Here is an 18,291-nt window from a genome sequence, read left to right as displayed (position 1 = left end):
TGAAATATCTTCGCCGGCGATTTATAGTGGCCGACCTCCGTTTCATCAAGTAGCGATGCCCCCATGTCCGAGCCACGCAAGATCCTCGTCACCAGCGCCCTGCCCTACGCCAACGGTTCGATCCACCTTGGCCACATGCTGGAATACATCCAGACCGACATGTGGGTGCGCTTCCAGAAGCAGCGCGGCAATCAGTGCATCTATGTCTGCGCCGACGACGCCCACGGTTCGGCGATCATGCTGCGCGCGGAAAAGGAAGGCATCACCCCGGAACAGCTGATCGCCAACGTCCAGGCCGAACACAGCGCCGACTTCGCCGACTTCCTGGTGGACTTCGACAATTTCCACTCCACCCACGCCGAAGAGAACCGCGAGCTGTCGGGCCAGATCTACCTGAAGCTGCGTGACGCCGGGCACATCGCCACGCGTTCGATCACCCAGTACTTCGACCCGGACAAGAAAATGTTCCTGGCCGACCGCTTCATCAAGGGCACCTGCCCCAAGTGCGGCACCGAAGACCAGTACGGCGACAACTGCGAAAAATGCGGCGCGACCTACGCCCCCACCGACCTGAAGGATCCGAAGTCGGCGATCTCCGGCGCCACCCCGGTGCTCAAGGACTCCCAGCACTTCTTCTTCAAGCTGCCTGACTTCCAGCAGATGCTGCAGGCCTGGACCCGCAGCGGCACCCTGCAGGACGCGGTGGCCAACAAGATCGCCGAATGGCTGGACGCCGGCCTGCAGCAGTGGGACATCTCCCGCGATGCGCCGTACTTCGGCTTCGAGATCCCGGACGAGCCGGGCAAGTATTTCTACGTGTGGCTGGATGCGCCGATCGGCTACATGGCCAGCTTCAAGAACCTGTGCGACCGCACGCCTGCGCTGGACTTCGACGCCTTCTGGGGCAAGGACTCCACCGCCGAGCTGTACCACTTCATCGGCAAGGACATCGTCAACTTCCACGCCCTGTTCTGGCCCGCCATGCTCGAAGGCGCCGGCTACCGCAAGCCGACCGGGATCAACGTGCACGGCTACCTGACCGTCAACGGCCAGAAGATGTCCAAGTCCCGCGGCACCTTCATCAAGGCGCGCACCTACCTGGATCACCTGTCGCCGGAATACCTGCGCTACTACTACGCCTCCAAGCTGGGCCGCGGCGTCGACGACCTGGACCTGAACCTCGAAGACTTCGTGCAGAAGGTCAACTCCGACCTGGTGGGCAAGGTGGTCAACATCGCCAGCCGCTGCGCAGGCTTCATCCATAAGGGCAACGCCGGGGTGATGGTCGGCGCCAACGCCGCGCCGGAGCTGACCGACGCGTTCCTGGCCGCCGCGCCGAGCATCGCCGACGCCTACGAGGCCCGCGACTTCGCCCGCGCCATGCGCGAGACCATGGCCCTGGCCGACCGCGCCAACGCCTGGATCGCCGACAAGGCGCCTTGGTCGCTGAACAAGCAGGAAGGCAAGCAGGACGAGGTTCAGGCGATCTGCGCCACCGGCATCAACCTGTTCCGCCAACTGGTGGTCTTCCTCAAGCCGGTGCTGCCGCTGCTGGCCGCCGACGCCGAGGCGTTCCTCAACGTCGCGCCGCTGACCTGGAACGACCACGCCACGCTGCTGGCCAACCACCAGCTCAATGAATTCAAACCGTTGATGACCCGCATCGACCCGGTAAAAGTGCAAGCCATGACCGACGCCTCCAAGGAAGACCTGACCGCCAGCCAGACCGACACCGGCGCCGCCGCACCTGCCGGCAACGGCGAACTGGCCAAGGATCCGCTGTCGCCGGAAATCGAGTTCGACGCCTTCGCCGCCGTCGACCTGCGCGTGGCCCTGATCGTCAAGGCCGAACACGTGGAGGGCGCCGACAAGCTGCTGCGCCTGACCCTGGACATCGGTGACGAGCAACGCAACGTGTTCTCCGGGATCAAGAGCGCCTACCCGGATCCGTCCAAGCTGGACGGCCGCCTGACCATGATGATCGCCAACCTCAAGCCGCGGAAAATGAAGTTCGGCATATCCGAAGGCATGGTGATGGCCGCCGGCCCCGGCGGCGAAGAGATCTACCTGCTGAGCCCGGACAGCGGCGCCAAGCCGGGCCAGCGCATCAAGTAAGGTTGCGCACCGGCCGATCCCACAGGCGTGCCCCGTGCGCCTGTGGGATTTTTCATGTCTGGCCCGCCCTCCACCGGCGCCGGATAATGCCTAACCTTAAGGGACATCCGCCTGACCTGCCGGCAACGCCATGACCGACCTCGTGCTTGTGATTTTCAGTGCTGCGCTGCTCAACAACTTCGTGTTGAACTGGCCGCTGGGCGTCGATCCGGCGCTGGCGGGCGAGCGACGCCAGGTGCATGCGCTGGGCCTGGCGACGCTGGTGCTGATGCTGGTGGCCGGGACTGTCGCCCAGGCGCTCTGGCAATGGCTGCTGGTGCCGCTGCACCTGGAGGGCCTGCGTCTTTTCGCGTTTCTGCCCCTGTGCGTGCTGTCGATCGCTCCGTTGCTGAAGCTGCTGGCCCGCGGGTTGCCGACACTGTCTTTCGACGGCTTGTGGCCATTGATGCTGGGCAATGCCGGCGCGCTGGGCCTGACGCTGAGCAACGCCCAGGCGGACAAAGGCCTGTTTCATGCGATGGCGCTGAGCCTGGGCGCCGGCCTGGGCTTCTGGCTGGTGCTGAGCCTGTTCAGCGACCTGCGCGAACGAACCGCCGGCAATGATGTTCCCCTGCCCTTTCGCGGCCTGCCGATCCAGTTGATCGGCGCCGGGCTGATGGCGGTGGCTTTTCTCGGATTCAGCGGACTGATCAAAACATGAGTCTGATTCAACGCATCGACGCCCTGCTGCCCCAGACCCAATGCGGCAAGTGCGGCCATCCCGGATGCAAGCCCTACGCCGAAGGCATCGCCGGCGGCGAGCCGATCAACCGCTGCCCGCCGGGCGGCGACGAAACCGTCGCGGCCCTGGCTGAACTCCTGAACATCCCGGTGCTGGAACTGGACGTCAGCCGCGGCACCGCGCCGCCGCAAGTGGCCTTCATCCGCGAGGCCGAATGCATCGGCTGCACCAAGTGCATCCAGGCCTGCCCGGTGGACGCCATCGTCGGCGCCGCGAAATTCATGCACACGGTGCTCGTCGACGAGTGCACCGGCTGCGACCTGTGCGTGGCGCCCTGCCCGGTGGACTGCATCGACATGCATCCGCTGCCGGCGGGAACCCTGGCGGTGGTCGGCGGACTGGCCGCCAGCCCCGAAGAGCGCCAGGCGCGCACCGCCAAACGCGACCACGCCCGGCAACGCTACCAGCGCCGCAATGCCCGGCTGCTGCACGAAGAGCAGCAACGCCAGGCCGAGCGCGAAGCCCGGGCCCAGCGTGCGGCGCAAGCGCAGGCCGCCGCAGCGGATCCGGTGCAGACCGCGCTTGAGCGGGTGCGCGCCCAGAAGGCCGCCACTGCCGATGCGGCGCTGAAAAAGGCCAAGATCGACCTGGCCATGAGCCGCGCCCAACTAAACAAATCGCTGAAAGCCTTCGGTCACCCGCCGACGTTCGAACAACAGTCGCAACTGATCGTGCTGCAACGGCAGTTCGAGGCGGCCGAGCAGGCGTTGGCGGCCCTGGAAACCAGCGCCGCCGTGCCTGCGGCTCCTGCCCCGGCTCCGGCTCCGGCGAAAGACGCGGAGCTGAAACGGGCGAAAATCCAGTTGGCGATGCGCCGCGCCGAACTGAAGAAGGCCCAGGCGGCGGATGCGCCGCCGCAAGAGATCGCCGTCCAGGAACAGGCCCTGCGCGACGCCGAACAGGCCCTGCATGCGGCCGAGGACGCCAGCGGACAACCGCTGCCCGACCTCGTGCGCACCGAAAAACGGCCGATCGACAGCCAGCTCCGTCAATTGAAGACCGAACTGGCCTACGCCCGGGCCGACCTCAACAAACTGCAAAGACGCGTCGACACCGCCCCCGACCTCCTCGACAAGGCCCGCGCCCGCCTGGAGGAAGCCGAACGTCAGGTAAACGCCCATGCCGCGCCTTGAAACCCCGGACACTCGCCTGCAAGAGGCGATGAAGCTTGTGCTGCTGGCCACGCTGCCGGGGCTGCTGGCGCTGTTCTGGTTCTATGGCTGGGGGGTGGCGATCAACTTGCTCCTGTGCGTCGCCACTGCCTGGGCCGTCGAATCCGCGGTGCTGCGCCTGCGTCGGCAACCGGTGCTGCCGACGCTCGCCGACGGCAGCGCTGCGGTCAGCGCCACCCTGTTGACCGCCGCCCTGCCCCCGTACTGCCCGTGGTGGCTGACGGTCACGGCGATGGCCACCGGCCTGCTGTTCGGCAAGCACCTGTACGGCGGCGTCGGCCGCAACCCGTTCAACCCGGCCATGCTCGGTTTTGCGCTGGCCATGGTGATGTTTCCCCTGTCGATGACGCACTGGCCGGGCCACGGCATGGATCTGTCGAGCGCCCTGACCCAGGTGTTCAGCCCGGCAAGGGCGCCGGACGCCTGGGCCCAGGCCACCGTGCTGGACAGCCTGCGCATCAACAAGAGCCTGACCACGGACGAACTGTTCGCCGCCGATCCCGCTTTCGGCCGGTTCGGCGGACGCGCGAGCGAGTGGGTGAACCTGGCGTTCCTGGCCGGCGGGCTGTTCCTGCTGCAACGGCGGGTGATCGGCTGGCAGGCGCCGGTCGGCATGCTCGCCGGCCTGTTCACCGTCAGCCTGCTGTGCTGGAACGGCTCGGGATCCGACTCCCACGGCTCGCCGCTGTTTCACCTGCTCAGCGGCGCAACGATGCTGGGCGCGTTCTTCATCGTCACCGAACCGGTGTCCGGCGCAAGGAGCGCGCTTGCCCGCCTGCTGTTCGGCCTCGGCGCAGGGCTGTTGACCTACCTGATCCGCACGTGGGGCGGCTACCCGGACGGCGTGGCCTTTGCCGTGCTGCTGATGAACCTGTGCGTGCCCGCGCTGGAACGCTTCGCCACCGCCCGCCAGCGGCAGGTGGCGCCATGAACCGCACGGGCAGCCTGATCGCCCTGGCGCTGCTGGCCTGCGCGGGCGCCGGCGTGAGCTGGCTGGTGCAGGATCTCAGCGCGCCGCGCATCGCCGCCGAACGGAAGCTGATCGAAAGCCGCACGCTGCTGGACGTGCTGGCCGCGGACAGCTACGACAACCGACCCCTGGAGCAGCCGCTGCCCCTGGTCGACCCGGTGCTGAGCCACAGCACGCTGACCGGCGCCTACCGGGCGACCCGCGGCGAACAGACCGTCGCCGTCCTGCTGCGCAGCCAGGCCACGGGTTATGCCGGCCAGATCGAATGGCTGATCGCGATCGCCCCTTCGGGCAGGCTGATCGGCGTGAAAACCTTGAGGCAAACCGAAACGCCGGCGTTGGGTGGACTGATCGGCGACTGGCCGAACGCCTGGCTGCAGACCTTCACGGGCAAGTCTCTCGATGCACCGGACGACGCCGGCTGGGCGTTGAAAAAGGATCGGGGGCAATTCGATCAGATCGCCGGCGCCACCGTCACTTCGCGCGCAGCGGTGAACGCCGTCCATGATGCGTTGCGCTACTTCGACGGGCACCGGGCGGCTCTGCTGGGGAACGCTGAATGAACAGAACCGCGACACTCTCCAACTCATTGGCGCTGACGCTGCTGCTCGGCGCCACCGGATCGTTGCCCGGCGCGTTGGCGACGGTACTGATGTGCGTTGTCGTCGTCGGCCTCTATGGCTTGGCCATGCAAGCGTTGCGCCCGCGCCTGACCCAGGCGAGCGTCTTGCCGGCCGGCCTGCTGGTGGCCGCCACGTTGGCCGGTTGCGCCGACACCCTCGTGCAGTACGCGTCCGTGCAATGGCATCAGATGATCGGCCTCTACGCCGGCCTGATCGGCCTGCAGTGCATCGTGCTGGAACACCAAGGATTCTTTCTGCGGCCCGCCGCCGCGCGCCTGAAACCGTTCGGTCTGTTCGCCGGCCTGATGGCCGTGATGGCCCTGTTGCGCGAACTGATCGGCCGGGGCAGCATCGGCGCCCGACTTTCGGAACACTGGCAAGGTCTGGTGCTGTTCGGCGAAGGCCTGCACCTGTTCACCCTGACGGCTGGCGCCTTCATCCTGCTGGGATTGCTGCTGGCCTTGGGTCAGACCCTGATTCGCCCCACCGCCCCCGCCAAGGAATCGCACCGTCCATGAATGCCGCAAAACGCCTGGAAATCTTTCGCCGACTGCACGAAGACAATCCCGAGCCGAAAACCGAACTGGCCTACAGCTCGCCGTTCGAACTGCTGATCGCCGTGATCCTTTCGGCGCAGTCCACCGACGTCGGGGTGAACAAGGCCACGGCGAAGCTGTACCCGGTGGCCAACACGCCGGCGGCCATTCATGCCCTGGGCGTCGAAGGCCTGTCCGAGTACATCAAGACCATCGGGCTCTACAACAGCAAAGCGAAAAACGTGATCGAGACCTGCCGCCTGCTGGTCGAACGCCACGGCGGCGAAGTCCCGCAGACCCGCGAAGAGCTGGAAGCCTTGCCGGGCGTCGGGCGCAAGACCGCCAACGTGGTGCTCAACACCGCGTTCCGCCAACTGGCCATGGCGGTGGACACCCACATTTTCCGGGTGAGCAACCGCACCGGGATCGCCCCCGGCAAGAACGTGGTCGAGGTGGAAAACAAACTGATGAAATTCGTGCCGAAAGAGTACCTGCTCGACTCGCACCATTGGCTGATCCTGCACGGGCGCTATGTGTGCCTGGCCCGCAAGCCGCGCTGCGGAAGCTGTCGGATCGAAGATTTGTGCGAGTACAAGCACAAGACATCCGACGATTGATCGGCTATTGGTTTTGTTGATATTTCGATTGAAAAAATCTTTTTTACCATCCGCCGGTTTATCGATATAAGGAGCGCCAAAGGCAGTCTTAGCCTGGAGTTGACCTTATGAGTACCGGCAAAGAACAACTGGATGTAGAAGACGACTTCATCGCCACCGAAGACGACGATGCGGAATCGAAGGTCGAAGTCGCCAAGACCAACCTGAGCAAGCGCCGCACCATCGACAATCTGCTTGAGGAACGCCGCCTGCAAAAGCAACTGGCCGAGTTCGATTACGACGTTGATGACTGATCCCTGAAAGCCTCCCGCAACGGAGGCTTTTTACTTTACGGCGCACGCTGAAACCGATCGGCCCATGCCCTGTCAGCCAGCGTGACGCTCACACGAGCCCGTTGCGCTGCGCCAGCTCGATCAGATCCACCAGCGAACGGGCATTGAGCTTCAGCAGCAGACGGGTCTTGTAGGTGCTCACCGTCTTGTTGCTGAGAAACATGCCGTCAGCGATTTCCTTGTTGGTCTTGCCGCGGGCCAACTGCTGCAGCACCATCATTTCCCGCCCCGAGAGACGATCCACCATATCCGCTTCGCTGGCGTTGCCCAGGCTCGTGCGCACCGTGTGCAAGGCCTGGTTCGGAAAGTAGCTGTAGCCCGACAGCACAGCCTTTATGGCGCTGAGCAGTTCGGTCAGGTCCTGCTGTTTGCAGACATAACCGGCGGCGCCGGACTGCATGCAGCGCATCGAGAAGTGACCCGGCGCCTGGGATGTCAGCACCAGCACTTTCAACGGCATGGCCGATGACGTCAGCCGGGCAATGACTTCAAGTCCGTCCAGTTTCGGAATGCCGATATCGAGAATGACGATATCGGGCATTTGTTCGCGGGCAAGTTGCAGTGCATCCACTCCATTGTCCGTTTCGGCAATGATCTCGTAGCCATGCCGCTCCATCAGCATTCGCACCGCAAGACGAATGACAGGATGATCATCCACGATCAGCACTTTATTCATGGGCAAGTCCAGTTCGCTGTTCGAATTTTTAGAGCCCGCACAATAGCGCAGTCAATTCACCCATGGCAGGCAAGAGTTCCTGCGCATCAGCAGCGAGAGACATCCCTTACGCCTAACAAAGACTTTTCCTACAAAAAGATGCACCTCAGGAAAAATCAACTTCTCCGGAGAAACCCTTATACCGCCTCACTCGACCCACGCGCTCTTCCTGTCCTCTCGCCGCAACGTAAGAATCCTTAACCTTCGCTCGATCTTTTCCGAGCCCTGGCGATTGTCTCCGATAAAAAAGGAAACAAGCCGGTTATTTCCACACCCCTGAAATTAATATAAACGTCAAACACATCAACTTCTGACTCGAGGCAACTTAACCGCCCCGATCAAAACACTTCCATCGCCAAAAACCCTGAAGGACAAACATATGACCAAGTTTCGCAACAAAATCACCAATCCCATCAGCGTCATTGCCATCTTCGCTTTCATATCGGAAACATCGGCCGCTGTTTCCCTGCCGTTTCTCGACAACGACGAACGCGAAGTCTATGTCTGGTTCCTCATCAGTTTTCCCTTTTACTTGCTGTTCCTGTTCTTCATCACGCTCAACTTCAACTACCGTTCCCTTTATGCGCCCTCGGACTTCGGCAACGACAAGAGTTTCCTGAAGGCCTTCGACCCGACGGAACCTGCGGCGGATGAAACGGACGGGACGTCGAAGGCACAGACCACGCACGATCCCCCGGGAACACGCTCGCCGCCTGATCCGACCTTACTGCCCTATGTGCAATTACCCAAACTGATGAAGACACTCCACATCGTCGATGCACGGGAACTGGACGCATCCGAACACATGGCGAAACTTCTGGAGAACATTCCGTATGCCGACAAAACATCGGGGCGCATCGTCCTGTTCCTGGTCAGCACCGACCCAATCGTTTCGCTGAGCAGCCCTGCGCCGAAGCCGTTGAAACAGACGAAGAAAATGTCAGACCGAACCGTCTGCATCGTCTACAACGTTTGCTCGCAAGAAATGGACATAGTCCGGCGGATGTGAAAACGAACGGGCGGCATCGCCATTGCAGCGATGGAATGAACAGCGGAGAAGGAGGCTGACCGGAACCGGTCAGCCATGCAGTCGGCTTGCTGAGCGGTAGCCGTGCCCCAGAGGCACGGCTACCGGTTCATGCCGGCTCAGAACAGCTTGCGGCCCTTGTTGGCGGCAATGCGCATGCGCAGCGCGTTGAGCTTGATGAAGCCCGCCGCGTCGGCCTGGTTGTAGGCGCCGCCGTCTTCTTCGAAGGTCGCGATGTTGGCGTCGAACAGCGAGTCGTCGGACTTGCGGCCGGTGACGATCACGTTGCCCTTGTACAGTTTCAGGCGCACGACGCCGTTCACGTTGACCTGGGAAGCGTCGATCATCTGCTGCAGCATCAGACGCTCAGGGCTCCACCAGTAGCCGGTGTAGATCAGGCTGGCGTACTTGGCCATCAGTTCGTCTTTCAGGTGGGCCACTTCGCGGTCCAGGGTGATCGACTCGATGGCGCGGTGGGCGCGCAGCATGATGGTGCCGCCAGGGGTCTCGTAGCAGCCGCGGGACTTCATGCCCACGTACCGGTTCTCGACGATGTCCAGACGGCCGATGCCGTGCTGGCCGCCGATCTTGTTCAGGGTCGCCAGTACGGTGGCCGGGGTCATCTCGACGCCGTCCAGCGCGACGATGTCGCCGTTACGGTAGGTCAGTTCCAGGTACTGCGGGGTGTCGGGAGCCTTCTCCGGGGAGACGGTCCAGCGCCACATGTCTTCTTCGTGCTCGGTCCAGGTGTCTTCCAGCACGCCGCCTTCATAGGAGATGTGCAGCAGGTTGGCGTCCATCGAGTACGGGGACTTCTTCTTGCCGTGACGCTCGATCGGGATGCCGTGCTTCTCGGCGTAGTCCATCAGCTTCTCGCGGGACAGCAGATCCCACTCGCGCCATGGAGCGATCACTTTCACGCCTGGCTTGAGCGCATAGGCGCCCAGTTCGAAACGCACCTGGTCGTTGCCCTTGCCGGTGGCGCCGTGGGAAATGGCGTCGGCGCCGGTTTCGTTGGCGATCTCGATCAGGCGCTTGGCGATCAGCGGACGGGCGATGGAGGTGCCCAGCAGGTACTCGCCTTCATAGACGGTGTTGGCGCGGAACATCGGGAACACGAAGTCGCGCACGAACTCTTCGCGCAGGTCGTCGATGTAGATCTCTTTGACGCCCATGGCCTGGGCCTTGGCGCGGGCCGGTTCGACCTCTTCGCCTTGACCGAGGTCGGCGGTGAAGGTCACCACTTCACAGTTATAAGTATCCTGCAGCCACTTGAGGATCACCGAAGTGTCCAGGCCGCCGGAATACGCCAGAACGACCTTGTTTACGTCCGCCATGCCATCACTCCACGGGGTTGTACGGAAAGCCGAGGAGTCTACCGCTCAAACGCGATAATTTACAGAGGCGCGACAGCTTAAGACGACAAAGCGACAGAATCTGTCGAGGGCGCGACGATGGGCCGCAGGTCAGGACGTCGCTGCGGCGTTGGCGGGTGCGCTGGCCTGAGGGGCCGGGGTCGTCGTCGGCGCGACCCGCGCCAGGTGCACGTTGACCCGGCGGTTCTTCGCCCGGTTGGCGGCGTTGGTGTTGGGTACCAGCGGGTAGCGTTCGCCGTGGAACCGCACGGTGATCTGCGATTCCTGGATGCCGTTGGCCTTGAAGAAATCCACCACCGCCAGCGCCCGCCGGCGCGACAGTTCGCGGTTGGTCAGGCGGTTGCCGCTGTTGTCGGAATGGCCGTCGAGCTCGATGTGGTTGACCGTCGGATCGGCCTTCATGTACTCGAGCATCACTTGCAGCTTGGCCTTGGCGGCGGCGTCCAGCTCGGTGCCTTCGCCGGGGAAGCCGATCTGCGATTGCTTGACCTGATCGAAATTCTGCGGGAGCAGTTTGGCCACGCAGTTCTGGTAATCGTTGAACGCCTTGCTGAACTTCACCGGCAGCAAGCGCACTTCCGAGACCCGGCCATCGCCCGAGGCGTGCCGCACCACTGGGCTGCGGCCGTCCATCAAGCCGCTGATCAGGCGCCCGGCCTGGGCCTGGGAGCTGTTGAACAGCACGTTGCCGCTGCCCAGCCTGACGGTGCCCAGGTTGATGTCGTCGCGGCCCGGCTGCCACGGCGCGGCGGCCGCCAACAACGTCGCCGAACCGCCGCCGAGCATGGCGTTGTAAGCGTTGAGGCGGAACGTCGCCTGCTCGCCGGCCTTGCGCACGAACTGCCCCGAGCCGAAGTCGGTGACCGGCTGCGTCAGGCGGCATTCGAACTTGTCGCCTTCGACCGTCCACTCAATGTTCTCCAGACGGGTCTGGTACGTGAGCGCCATCGCCGGAAGGCTGGCGAACACACTGAGCAAGGCTAGATAACGCTGGCGCACGGGAGGCTCCATGGGTTCCTGTTACAAAAGGACCGACACACACATGTTTACGGCATACCTGATGTCTATCGGTCGCTTTTCGCAAAACTTGATAGCGAGTGCCTGCAAGTGTCTTTTCCGGTAGCATTCCCTACAGTTTGACCCGCCTGGAATCCCCTCATGTCCGACCGCCTGACCCTGCTGCGTCCCGACGACTGGCACATCCACCTTCGCGATGGTGCCGTGTTGACCAATACCGTTGCGGATGTCGCGCGCACCTTTGGCCGCGCCATCATCATGCCCAACCTGGTACCTCCGGTGCGCAACGCCGCCGAGGCCGACGGCTACCGTCAGCGGATCCTCGCTGCCCGCCCGGCCGGCAGCCGCTTCGAACCGTTGATGGTGCTGTACCTGACCGACCGCACCCAGCCTGAAGAGATCCGTCAGGCCAAGGCCACCGGCTTCGTGCACGCCGCCAAGCTGTACCCGGCCGGCGCCACCACCAACTCCGACTCCGGGGTCACCAGCATCGACAAGATCTTCCCGGCGCTGGAGGCCATGGCCGAAGTCGGCATGCCGCTGCTGATCCACGGTGAGGTCACCCGTGGCGACGTCGACGTGTTCGACCGCGAAAAGATCTTCATCGACGAGCACATGCGCCGCGTGGTCGAGCGTTTCCCTACCCTCAAGGTCGTGTTCGAGCACATCACCACCGGCGACGCCGTGCAGTTCGTCAACGAGGCCTCGGCCAACGTCGGCGCGACCATCACGGCCCATCACCTGCTCTACAACCGCAACCACATGCTGGTGGGCGGGATCCGGCCGCACTTCTATTGCCTGCCGATCCTCAAGCGCAACACGCACCAGGAAGCCCTGCTGGACGCCGCCACCGGCGGCAGCGCGAAGTTCTTCCTCGGCACCGATTCGGCACCGCACGCCCAGCACGCCAAGGAAGCCGCCTGCGGCTGCGCCGGCTGCTACACCGCCTACGCCGCCATCGAGCTGTATGCCGAAGCGTTCGAACAGCGCAACGCGCTGGACAAGCTCGAAGCGTTCGCCAGCCTCAACGGCCCGCGCTTCTACGGGCTGCCGGCCAACACCGACCGCATCACCCTGGTCCGCGAAGAATGGACCGCCCCTGCCAGCCTGCCGTTCGGCGAGCTGAACGTCATCCCGCTGCGCGCCGGTGAAAAACTGCGCTGGCGCCTGCTGGAGGAACACGCGTGAGTGAAGACCATTTCGACGATGAACTGGACGGTCAGGGCGGCGGCGCACGCCATCCGATGGCGGCGCGTTTCCGCGGCTACCTGCCGGTCGTCGTCGACGTAGAGACCGGCGGCTTCAACTCGGCCACCGATGCGTTGCTGGAGATCGCCGCGACTACCATCGCCATGGACGAAAAGGGTTTCGTGTACCCGGATCACACCTATTTCTTCCGGGTCGAGCCGTTCGAAGGCGCCAACGTCGAACCGGCCGCGCTGGAGTTCACCGGGATCAAGCTCGATCACCCGCTGCGCATGGCGGTCAGCGAAGAGACGGCGCTGACCGACATTTTCCGCGGCGTGCGCAAGTCGCTGAAGGCCAACGGCTGCAAGCGGGCGATCCTGGTGGGGCACAACAGCAGCTTCGACCTGGGCTTCCTCAACGCGGCGGTCGCGCGCCTGGACATGAAGCGCAATCCGTTCCACCCATTCTCCAGCTTCGACACCGCGACCCTCGCCGGCCTGGCCTACGGCCAGACCGTTCTGGCCAAGGCCTGTCAGGCAGCGGGCATCGACTTCGACGGCCGTGAAGCGCATTCGGCACGTTACGACACCGAGAAGACCGCCGAACTGTTCTGCGGCATCGTCAACCGCTGGAAGCAGATGGGCGGCTGGGAAGACTTCGACGACTGATCGGCGTCGGACAAATCCCGCACACAAAAAAACCGGCCACAAGGGCCGGTTTTTTTGTGCCTCGACGTTGCGCCTTACAGGGCGGCAGCGTTCTCGGTCAGGTAAGCGGCAACGCCTTCAGGCGAAGCGTTCATGCCTTTGTCGCCTTTCTTCCAGTTGGCCGGGCAGACTTCGCCATGCTCTTCGTGGAACTGCAGCGCGTCGACCAGACGGATCAGCTCTTCCATATTGCGGCCCAGCGGCAGGTCGTTGACGATCTGCGAGCGGACGACGCCCTTGTCGTCGATCAGGAACGCGCCACGGAACGCCACGCCGCCTTCGGACTCAACGTCGTAGGCCTTGGCGATTTCGTGCTTCATGTCGGCAGCCATGGTGTATTTCACCTGGCCGATGCCGCCGTTGTTGACCGGGGTGTTGCGCCAGGCGTTGTGGGTGAAGTGCGAGTCGATCGACACGGCGACCACTTCCACGTTGCGCGCCTTGAAGTCGGCCATGCGGTTGTCCAGGGCGATCAGCTCGGACGGGCAGACGAAGGTGAAGTCCAGCGGGTAGAAGAACACCAGGCCGTATTTGCCTTTGATGGCCGAGGACAGGGTGAAGCTGTCGACGATCTCGCCATTGCCGAGTACGGCCGGAACGGTGAAGTCAGGGGCTTGTTTGCCTACGAGTACGCTCATGGATATCTCCTGGTGTATAGACTTGAAGTTCAGGGTCCGGGCCAGCCTGCCACCCTCAGGCGACAGCCCTGTGACACGGATCCTCTTCGCAAGGGCCGACCATCATACACTGCACGTTTGTCCTGTCCTCAAAGGTTTTTCGCGGACGGGCCCGGGCGCAGTGCAGGCAACGGGCCACACTTCGCCGTTCGTCAGCCATCCGTCGCCGTGTCAAAAACGCCCGGGAAAGCACTTTGACAATCATTCTCGTTAACATTAAGATCCATCGCAATCGAGTCACCACCAGCGACGGTTATCCCTTATGTATGTTTGCCTCTGCACTGGCGTCACCGACGGACAGATCCGCGAAGCGATCTATGAAGGTTGCTGCAGCTATAAGGAAGTCCGCCAGGCCACCGGCGTGGCCAGCCAATGCGGCAAATGCGCTTGCCTGGCGAAGGAAGTGGTTCGCGAAACCCTGACCAAGCTGCAGACCGCCCAGGCCGCGATCCCCTATCCGGTAGAATTTACCGCCGCATAAACGCCCCCCATTCGAAGAACCGGACATATGTCCGGTTTTTTTATGCCTGAAAATCAATTGCTTAGCGTGTAGACGCAGAACACAAACATTCTTATTCCGATTAAATTTCATATATTATTCAATAACTTAGGTTTGACACCCGTAGTTGTCGGGATCAAACTCTGCCGCATATACAGCTATTACAGGGCAGGACTCCCATCATGAAAGGCGACGTTACAGTCATCCAGCATCTCAACAAAATCCTTGGCAATGAACTGGTCGCGATCAATCAGTACTTCCTGCATGCGCGCATGTATGAAGATTGGGGCCTGAACAAACTCGGCAAGCACGAGTACAAAGAATCCATCGACGAGATGAAGCACGCGGACAAGCTGATCAAGCGCATCCTGTTCCTGGAAGGCATTCCGAACGTGCAGGACCTGGGCAAGCTGTTCATCGGCGAGAACACCCCGGAAATGCTGGAATGCGACCTGAAGATCGAGCGCACCGGCCACGCCGACTTGAAAGTGGCGATCGCCCACTGCGAATCCGTCGGCGACTTCGGCAGCCGCGAACTGCTGGAAGACATCCTTGAATCCGAGGAAGAGCACATCGACTGGCTGGAAACCCAACTGGGCCTGATCGACAAGATCGGCCTGGAGAACTACCTCCAGTCGCAGATGGGCGACGACGAGTAAATGAGCGCCTGCTGAACGCGAGCCAACAAAAAGCCCCGCCTCTCGAAAGAGGGCGGGGCTTTTTGTTGGCTCGCGGGATTCGGCGTTGGCCGAAACCCGCCGGCAAGGATCAAGCGTCGGTCTTGGCCGCAGCAGCCTTGGCGGACGCGTCCTTGATCAGGGTCTGCAACTCACCGTTGGCGAACATCTCAGCCATGATGTCGCTGCCGCCGACCAGTTCACCGGCGACCCACAGCTGCGGGAACGTCGGCCAGTTGGCGTACTTGGGCAGGTTGGCGCGGATTTCCGGGTTCTGCAGGATGTCGACGTAGGCGAACTTCTCGCCACAGCCCATCACGGCCTGCGCGGCTTTCGCGGAGAAGCCACACTGCGGGGCATTCGGCGAGCCTTTCATGTAAAGCAGAATGGTGTTGTTGGCAATCTGCTCTTTAATCGTTTCGATGATATCCATGGAGCACCTCGGCTGAACTTTCCGACTCATGGGTCGGCACGGTGGCGCATTGTAACGGAATCCCGAGCGCCCTGCTCGGTCTCCCCGCCGACTTGTTCATGCCGCCGCCACCGTCACCGGCACGCCGTTGAGCGCCGCATTGCCCGACAGCTCGTCGAGCTGGCACTCATCGGTCAGGTCGTTGGCGCTGGAGCCCGGCTGGCCGCTGGCGATGGCCATCTGCACGCCCGGGCGCGCATGCCCCCAGCCGTGCGGCAGGCTGACCACGCCTTTCATCATGTCCAGGCTGCCCAGCACCTCGACCTCGATCTGCCCGACCCGCGAACTCACCCGAACCCGTTGCCCGTCGCTCAAGCCACGCGCGGCGAGATCATCCGGGTGCATCAGCAACTGATGACGCGGCTTGCCCTTCACCAACCGATGGAAGTTGTGCATCCAGGAGTTGTTGCTGCGCACATGACGGCGCCCGATCATCAGCAACTCATCCGGGGCCGGAGCCCGCTGGGCGGCGAACCGGGCAAGGTCGGCGAGGATCGGCGCCGGTGCGGCCTGGATCGTACCGTCGGCGGTCTTCAGCCGCGCCGCCAGGTTAGGCTGCAACGGCCCCAGGTCGACGCCGTGGGGATGGTCGGCCAGCGTCGCCAGCGACAGCTTCTGCGCGGCCCCGTCGCCGTAGCGGCCCATGCGCAGGCCCATGTCGATCATCTGCGCCGGCGCCATGGTCGGCTTGAGTTCCTTGCCGGTTCGTTGCGCAAAGGCCTTGGCCAGGCCGACGAAGATCTCCCAGTCGTGCAGCGCGCCTGGCGGCTTGGGCAGGATCGCCCGGTTGAAGCGGGTGACGTTGCGCACCGCGAACAGGTTGAACGTGGTGTCGTAGTGATCATTCTCCAGCGCCGAGGTCGAAGGCAGGATCAGGTCGGCGTATCGCGTGGTCTCGTTGATGTACAGGTCGAGGCTGACCATGAACTCCAGCCCGTCCAGCGCCTGCTCCAGCTGACGGCCGTTAGGCGTGGACAGCACCGGGTTGCCGGCCACGGTGATCAGCGCGCGGATCTGGCCTTCGCCTTCGGTGAGCATTTCCTCGGCCAGCGCCGACACCGGCAGCTCGCCGCCGTACTCGGGGCGCCCCGACACGCGGCTTTGCCATTTGTTGAAGTGCCCGCCGGACGTGGACGCCACCAGATCCACCGCCGGTTCCGTGCACAGGGCGCCGCCGACGCGGTCGAGGTTGCCGGTCACCAGGTTGATCAATTGCACCAGCCAATGGCACACGGTGCCGAACGCCTGGGTCGAAACACCCATGCGGCCGTAGCAGACGGCGCTGGGCGCAGCCGCGAAATCCCGGGCCAACCGGCGGATCTGCTGGGCCGGCACCGCGCACAGCGGGCTCATGGCTTCGGCGGTGAACGGCGCCACCGCCGCACGCACGTCATCCAGGCCGCTGACCGGCAGATGACTGTCGCGGGTCAGGCCTTCATCGAACAATGTGTTGAGCAGGCCGAACAGCAGCGCCGCGTCGCCGCCGGGCCGCACGAACAGGTGCTGGTCGGCCATGGCCGCCGTCTCGCTGCGCCGGGGATCGACCACCACCACTTTGCCGCCCCGGGCCTGGATCGCCTTCAGGCGCTTCTCCACGTCGGGCACGGTCATGATGCTGCCGTTGGACGCCAGCGGATTGCCGCCCAGGATCAGCATGAACGCAGTGTGGTCGATGTCCGGGATCGGCAGCAGCAGGCCGTGGCCGTACATCAGATGGCTGGACAGGTGATGGGGCAATTGATCGACCGACGTCGCGGAATAGCGGTTGCGGGTCTTCAGCAGGCCGAGGAAGTAGTTGCTGTGGGTCATCAGCCCGTAGTTGTGCACGCTGGGGTTGCCCTGGTACACGGCGACCGCGTTCTGGCCATGACGCTCCTGAATGGCCGCCAGCCGCTGCGCCACCAGCGCAAAGGCCTCATCCCACTCGATGGGCAACCATTCGTCGCCGACCCTGCGCATCGGTTGGCGCAGGCGGTCGGGATCGTTCTGGATGTCCTGCAGGGCCACAGCCTTGGGGCAGATATGGCCACGGCTGAAGCTGTCCTGGGCATCGCCCTTGATCGAGGTGATCGCGACGGTGCCGTCGGTTTCGGTGGTTTCGATGGTCAAGCCGCAGATGGCTTCGCACAGGTGGCAGGCACGGTGGTGGAGAGTCTTGGTCATGGCCAGTCTCTGTCTTGTTCTGGGCGGACGCTGTCGGCCGCGGGAACAAAACTATGGCGCGGGATCCGGGCCGCCGCCAGCGACGTTCGTCCTGTGAATCGACGCCCATCAGGCGGGCCGATGGCGACGCACGGTCAACTGGACGGCAACTGCGGCGGGGCCTGCAGCTGGATTTCCTGGATGGTTTCGATCTGCTCGTGGGCGACATGCACGCCGGTCAGTTCGCCGATCAGCCGCCAGTGCTCGTCGAGCCCGGTGCTGATGGTGGCCATGCGATCGATCATGTGGCGGCCGGCGGCCCTGATCACTTCGTCGTCGCTGCGCAGCAGTTCGAACGACATCGAGGTGACCGACGCCGTGAGATGGGTCAGCGAGCGTGCCGTGTGGCCCAGCAGTTCCATTAACAGTTGCTCTTTCGATTCCATGCGGAGGCTTCCTGCGTCGCTCGTGATTTATTTATAACCCAGCACTTTGCTTTAGCAAATGTTTCACCCCATCCATTCGACCAAACGGATCGGTGACGCACCGGCCGCAAACCGACCAGGGCCGTGCCATCCCCGCCACGCTTGATTGCCAAGGCCGTCGAAGCCAGTGTACAAAGGGGTCGCTGCCGACCGGAACCGGTTC

At 63.3% G+C, this 18,291-nt stretch carries 20 protein-coding genes; 13 read left to right on the top strand and 7 right to left on the bottom strand.

Annotation, left to right across the window (positions count from 1 at the left end; translation table 11 throughout):
• Positions 1 to 63: 63 nt before the first annotated feature.
• The 8 genes from metG to CAG41_RS04240 all read left to right on the top strand — a co-directional run bounded on the left by metG (position 64) and on the right by CAG41_RS04240 (position 7,107).
• Positions 64 to 2,115, top strand: a complete 2,052-nt coding sequence (gene metG, locus CAG41_RS04275; protein WP_085580263.1) for a methionine--tRNA ligase — start codon at positions 64 to 66, stop codon at positions 2,113 to 2,115.
• 130 nt (positions 2,116 to 2,245) lie between these two features.
• Complete coding sequence (locus CAG41_RS04270) at positions 2,246 to 2,815, top strand: electron transport complex protein RnfA (protein WP_085629472.1); 570 nt, start codon at positions 2,246 to 2,248, stop codon at positions 2,813 to 2,815.
• The gene (gene rsxB, locus CAG41_RS04265) at positions 2,812 to 4,029 is read left to right on the top strand and encodes an electron transport complex subunit RsxB (protein WP_085706726.1); all 1,218 of its coding nucleotides are present in this window, start codon (positions 2,812 to 2,814) and stop codon (positions 4,027 to 4,029) included. The genes CAG41_RS04270 and rsxB overlap by 4 nt, the downstream gene beginning before the upstream one ends.
• Positions 4,016 to 4,999, top strand: coding sequence for an RnfABCDGE type electron transport complex subunit D (locus CAG41_RS04260; RefSeq protein WP_085706725.1), 984 nt, complete (start codon positions 4,016 to 4,018; stop codon positions 4,997 to 4,999). The genes rsxB and CAG41_RS04260 overlap by 14 nt, the downstream gene beginning before the upstream one ends.
• The gene (locus tag CAG41_RS04255; RefSeq protein ID WP_085706724.1) at positions 4,996 to 5,601 is read left to right on the top strand and encodes an RnfABCDGE type electron transport complex subunit G; all 606 of its coding nucleotides are present in this window, start codon (positions 4,996 to 4,998) and stop codon (positions 5,599 to 5,601) included. The genes CAG41_RS04260 and CAG41_RS04255 overlap by 4 nt, the downstream gene beginning before the upstream one ends.
• Positions 5,598 to 6,179 carry an Rnf-Nqr domain containing protein gene (locus tag CAG41_RS04250; protein ID WP_085706723.1) on the top strand — a complete coding sequence of 194 codons (582 nt, stop codon included), beginning with the start codon at positions 5,598 to 5,600 and terminating at the stop codon, positions 6,177 to 6,179. The genes CAG41_RS04255 and CAG41_RS04250 overlap by 4 nt, the downstream gene beginning before the upstream one ends.
• Positions 6,176 to 6,814, top strand: a complete 639-nt coding sequence (gene nth / locus CAG41_RS04245; protein WP_085580251.1) for an endonuclease III — start codon at positions 6,176 to 6,178, stop codon at positions 6,812 to 6,814. Before CAG41_RS04250 ends, nth begins: the two co-directional genes overlap by 4 nt.
• Before the next feature lie 107 nt (positions 6,815 to 6,921).
• A complete protein-coding gene (locus CAG41_RS04240) occupies positions 6,922 to 7,107 on the top strand; it encodes a PA3496 family putative envelope integrity protein (protein ID WP_085580249.1) in 186 nt (61 codons plus the stop codon).
• A gap of 88 nt (positions 7,108 to 7,195) precedes the next feature.
• Here the strand turns inward: CAG41_RS04240 and CAG41_RS04235 are convergent, their stop codons facing one another.
• Positions 7,196 to 7,822: a response regulator transcription factor gene (locus CAG41_RS04235; protein ID WP_085580246.1), complete on the bottom strand. Its 627-nt coding sequence runs from the start codon at positions 7,820 to 7,822 to the stop codon at positions 7,196 to 7,198.
• Between the two features lie 418 nt (positions 7,823 to 8,240).
• Here CAG41_RS04235 and CAG41_RS04230 point away from each other — a divergent pair, with 418 nt between their 5' ends.
• Positions 8,241 to 8,870: a hypothetical protein gene (locus tag CAG41_RS04230; protein ID WP_085629463.1), complete on the top strand. Its 630-nt coding sequence runs from the start codon at positions 8,241 to 8,243 to the stop codon at positions 8,868 to 8,870.
• Between the two features lie 137 nt (positions 8,871 to 9,007).
• Here the strand turns inward: CAG41_RS04230 and CAG41_RS04225 are convergent, their stop codons facing one another.
• Together CAG41_RS04225 and CAG41_RS04220 are read right to left on the bottom strand one after the other, a co-directional pair.
• A complete protein-coding gene (locus CAG41_RS04225; protein ID WP_085580242.1) occupies positions 9,008 to 10,225 on the bottom strand; it encodes an argininosuccinate synthase in 1,218 nt (405 codons plus the stop codon).
• Between the two features lie 129 nt (positions 10,226 to 10,354).
• Positions 10,355 to 11,263: an OmpA family protein gene (locus CAG41_RS04220; protein WP_085706799.1), complete on the bottom strand. Its 909-nt coding sequence runs from the start codon at positions 11,261 to 11,263 to the stop codon at positions 10,355 to 10,357.
• A 159-nt stretch (positions 11,264 to 11,422) separates the two neighbouring features.
• On the opposite strand from CAG41_RS04220, the gene pyrC reads away from it, so the two are divergent.
• Positions 11,423 to 12,469 (top strand): dihydroorotase, encoded by a 1,047-nt coding sequence (gene pyrC / locus CAG41_RS04215; RefSeq protein WP_085580238.1) that lies wholly within the window; start codon positions 11,423 to 11,425, stop codon positions 12,467 to 12,469.
• Entirely contained in the window at positions 12,466 to 13,137 is a 672-nt protein-coding gene (gene rnt / locus CAG41_RS04210) for a ribonuclease T (protein ID WP_085580236.1), read from the top strand. The genes pyrC and rnt overlap by 4 nt, the downstream gene beginning before the upstream one ends.
• 74 nt (positions 13,138 to 13,211) lie before the next feature.
• On the opposite strand, the gene CAG41_RS04205 is transcribed toward rnt, so the two are convergent.
• Positions 13,212 to 13,814 carry a peroxiredoxin gene (locus CAG41_RS04205; protein ID WP_085580234.1) on the bottom strand — a complete coding sequence of 201 codons (603 nt, stop codon included), beginning with the start codon at positions 13,812 to 13,814 and terminating at the stop codon, positions 13,212 to 13,214.
• Between the two features lie 301 nt (positions 13,815 to 14,115).
• Between CAG41_RS04205 and CAG41_RS04200 the strand changes: the two genes are divergently transcribed.
• Together CAG41_RS04200 and bfr are read left to right on the top strand one after the other, a co-directional pair.
• Complete coding sequence (locus CAG41_RS04200; protein WP_003227725.1) at positions 14,116 to 14,334, top strand: bacterioferritin-associated ferredoxin; 219 nt, start codon at positions 14,116 to 14,118, stop codon at positions 14,332 to 14,334.
• Positions 14,335 to 14,534: 200 nt separating this feature from the next.
• Positions 14,535 to 15,011 carry a bacterioferritin gene (bfr, locus tag CAG41_RS04195; protein WP_085580232.1) on the top strand — a complete coding sequence of 159 codons (477 nt, stop codon included), beginning with the start codon at positions 14,535 to 14,537 and terminating at the stop codon, positions 15,009 to 15,011.
• Positions 15,012 to 15,120: 109 nt separating this feature from the next.
• On the opposite strand, the gene grxD is transcribed toward bfr, so the two are convergent.
• The 3 genes from grxD to CAG41_RS04180 form a co-directional block, all read right to left on the bottom strand.
• Positions 15,121 to 15,462 carry a Grx4 family monothiol glutaredoxin gene (gene grxD / locus CAG41_RS04190; protein ID WP_085580230.1) on the bottom strand — a complete coding sequence of 114 codons (342 nt, stop codon included), beginning with the start codon at positions 15,460 to 15,462 and terminating at the stop codon, positions 15,121 to 15,123.
• 96 nt (positions 15,463 to 15,558) lie between these two features.
• Entirely contained in the window at positions 15,559 to 17,664 is a 2,106-nt protein-coding gene (locus CAG41_RS04185) for a molybdopterin oxidoreductase family protein (RefSeq protein WP_085580228.1), read from the bottom strand.
• A gap of 134 nt (positions 17,665 to 17,798) precedes the next feature.
• Positions 17,799 to 18,089, bottom strand: a complete 291-nt coding sequence (locus tag CAG41_RS04180) for a hypothetical protein (protein WP_085580226.1) — start codon at positions 18,087 to 18,089, stop codon at positions 17,799 to 17,801.
• Positions 18,090 to 18,291 lie beyond the last annotated feature (202 nt).

The sequence above is a fragment of the Pseudomonas sp. B35(2017) genome, from assembly GCF_002113645.1.
Classification (GTDB): Bacteria; Pseudomonadota; Gammaproteobacteria; order Pseudomonadales; family Pseudomonadaceae; genus Aquipseudomonas; species Aquipseudomonas ekonensis.
The sequence above is the reverse complement of the archived record's forward strand: the minus strand, read 5'-3'. Positions and strand labels throughout refer to the sequence as shown.

Bases quoted from the DNA above. Each gene is read 5' to 3' on its own strand.
- CAG41_RS04205 (WP_085580234.1), bottom strand. From the start codon at position 13,814: ATGAGCGTACTCGTAGGCAAACAAGCCCCTGACTTCACCGTTCCGGCC.
- metG (WP_085580263.1), top strand. From the start codon at position 64: ATGTCCGAGCCACGCAAGATCCTCGTCACCAGCGCCCTGCCCTACGCC.
- CAG41_RS04225 (WP_085580242.1), bottom strand. From the start codon at position 10,225: ATGGCGGACGTAAACAAGGTCGTTCTGGCGTATTCCGGCGGCCTGGAC.
- CAG41_RS04200 (WP_003227725.1), top strand. From the start codon at position 14,116: ATGTATGTTTGCCTCTGCACTGGCGTCACCGACGGACAGATCCGCGAA.
- CAG41_RS04240 (WP_085580249.1), top strand. From the start codon at position 6,922: ATGAGTACCGGCAAAGAACAACTGGATGTAGAAGACGACTTCATCGCC.
- CAG41_RS04235 (WP_085580246.1), bottom strand. From the start codon at position 7,822: ATGAATAAAGTGCTGATCGTGGATGATCATCCTGTCATTCGTCTTGCG.
- CAG41_RS04185 (WP_085580228.1), bottom strand. From the start codon at position 17,664: ATGACCAAGACTCTCCACCACCGTGCCTGCCACCTGTGCGAAGCCATC.
- rsxB (WP_085706726.1), top strand. From the start codon at position 2,812: ATGAGTCTGATTCAACGCATCGACGCCCTGCTGCCCCAGACCCAATGC.
- CAG41_RS04270 (WP_085629472.1), top strand. From the start codon at position 2,246: ATGACCGACCTCGTGCTTGTGATTTTCAGTGCTGCGCTGCTCAACAAC.
- grxD (WP_085580230.1), bottom strand. From the start codon at position 15,462: ATGGATATCATCGAAACGATTAAAGAGCAGATTGCCAACAACACCATT.
- CAG41_RS04230 (WP_085629463.1), top strand. From the start codon at position 8,241: ATGACCAAGTTTCGCAACAAAATCACCAATCCCATCAGCGTCATTGCC.
- bfr (WP_085580232.1), top strand. From the start codon at position 14,535: ATGAAAGGCGACGTTACAGTCATCCAGCATCTCAACAAAATCCTTGGC.
- nth (WP_085580251.1), top strand. From the start codon at position 6,176: ATGAATGCCGCAAAACGCCTGGAAATCTTTCGCCGACTGCACGAAGAC.
- CAG41_RS04255 (WP_085706724.1), top strand. From the start codon at position 4,996: ATGAACCGCACGGGCAGCCTGATCGCCCTGGCGCTGCTGGCCTGCGCG.
- CAG41_RS04180 (WP_085580226.1), bottom strand. From the start codon at position 18,089: ATGGAATCGAAAGAGCAACTGTTAATGGAACTGCTGGGCCACACGGCA.
- CAG41_RS04250 (WP_085706723.1), top strand. From the start codon at position 5,598: ATGAACAGAACCGCGACACTCTCCAACTCATTGGCGCTGACGCTGCTG.
- pyrC (WP_085580238.1), top strand. From the start codon at position 11,423: ATGTCCGACCGCCTGACCCTGCTGCGTCCCGACGACTGGCACATCCAC.
- CAG41_RS04260 (WP_085706725.1), top strand. From the start codon at position 4,016: ATGCCGCGCCTTGAAACCCCGGACACTCGCCTGCAAGAGGCGATGAAG.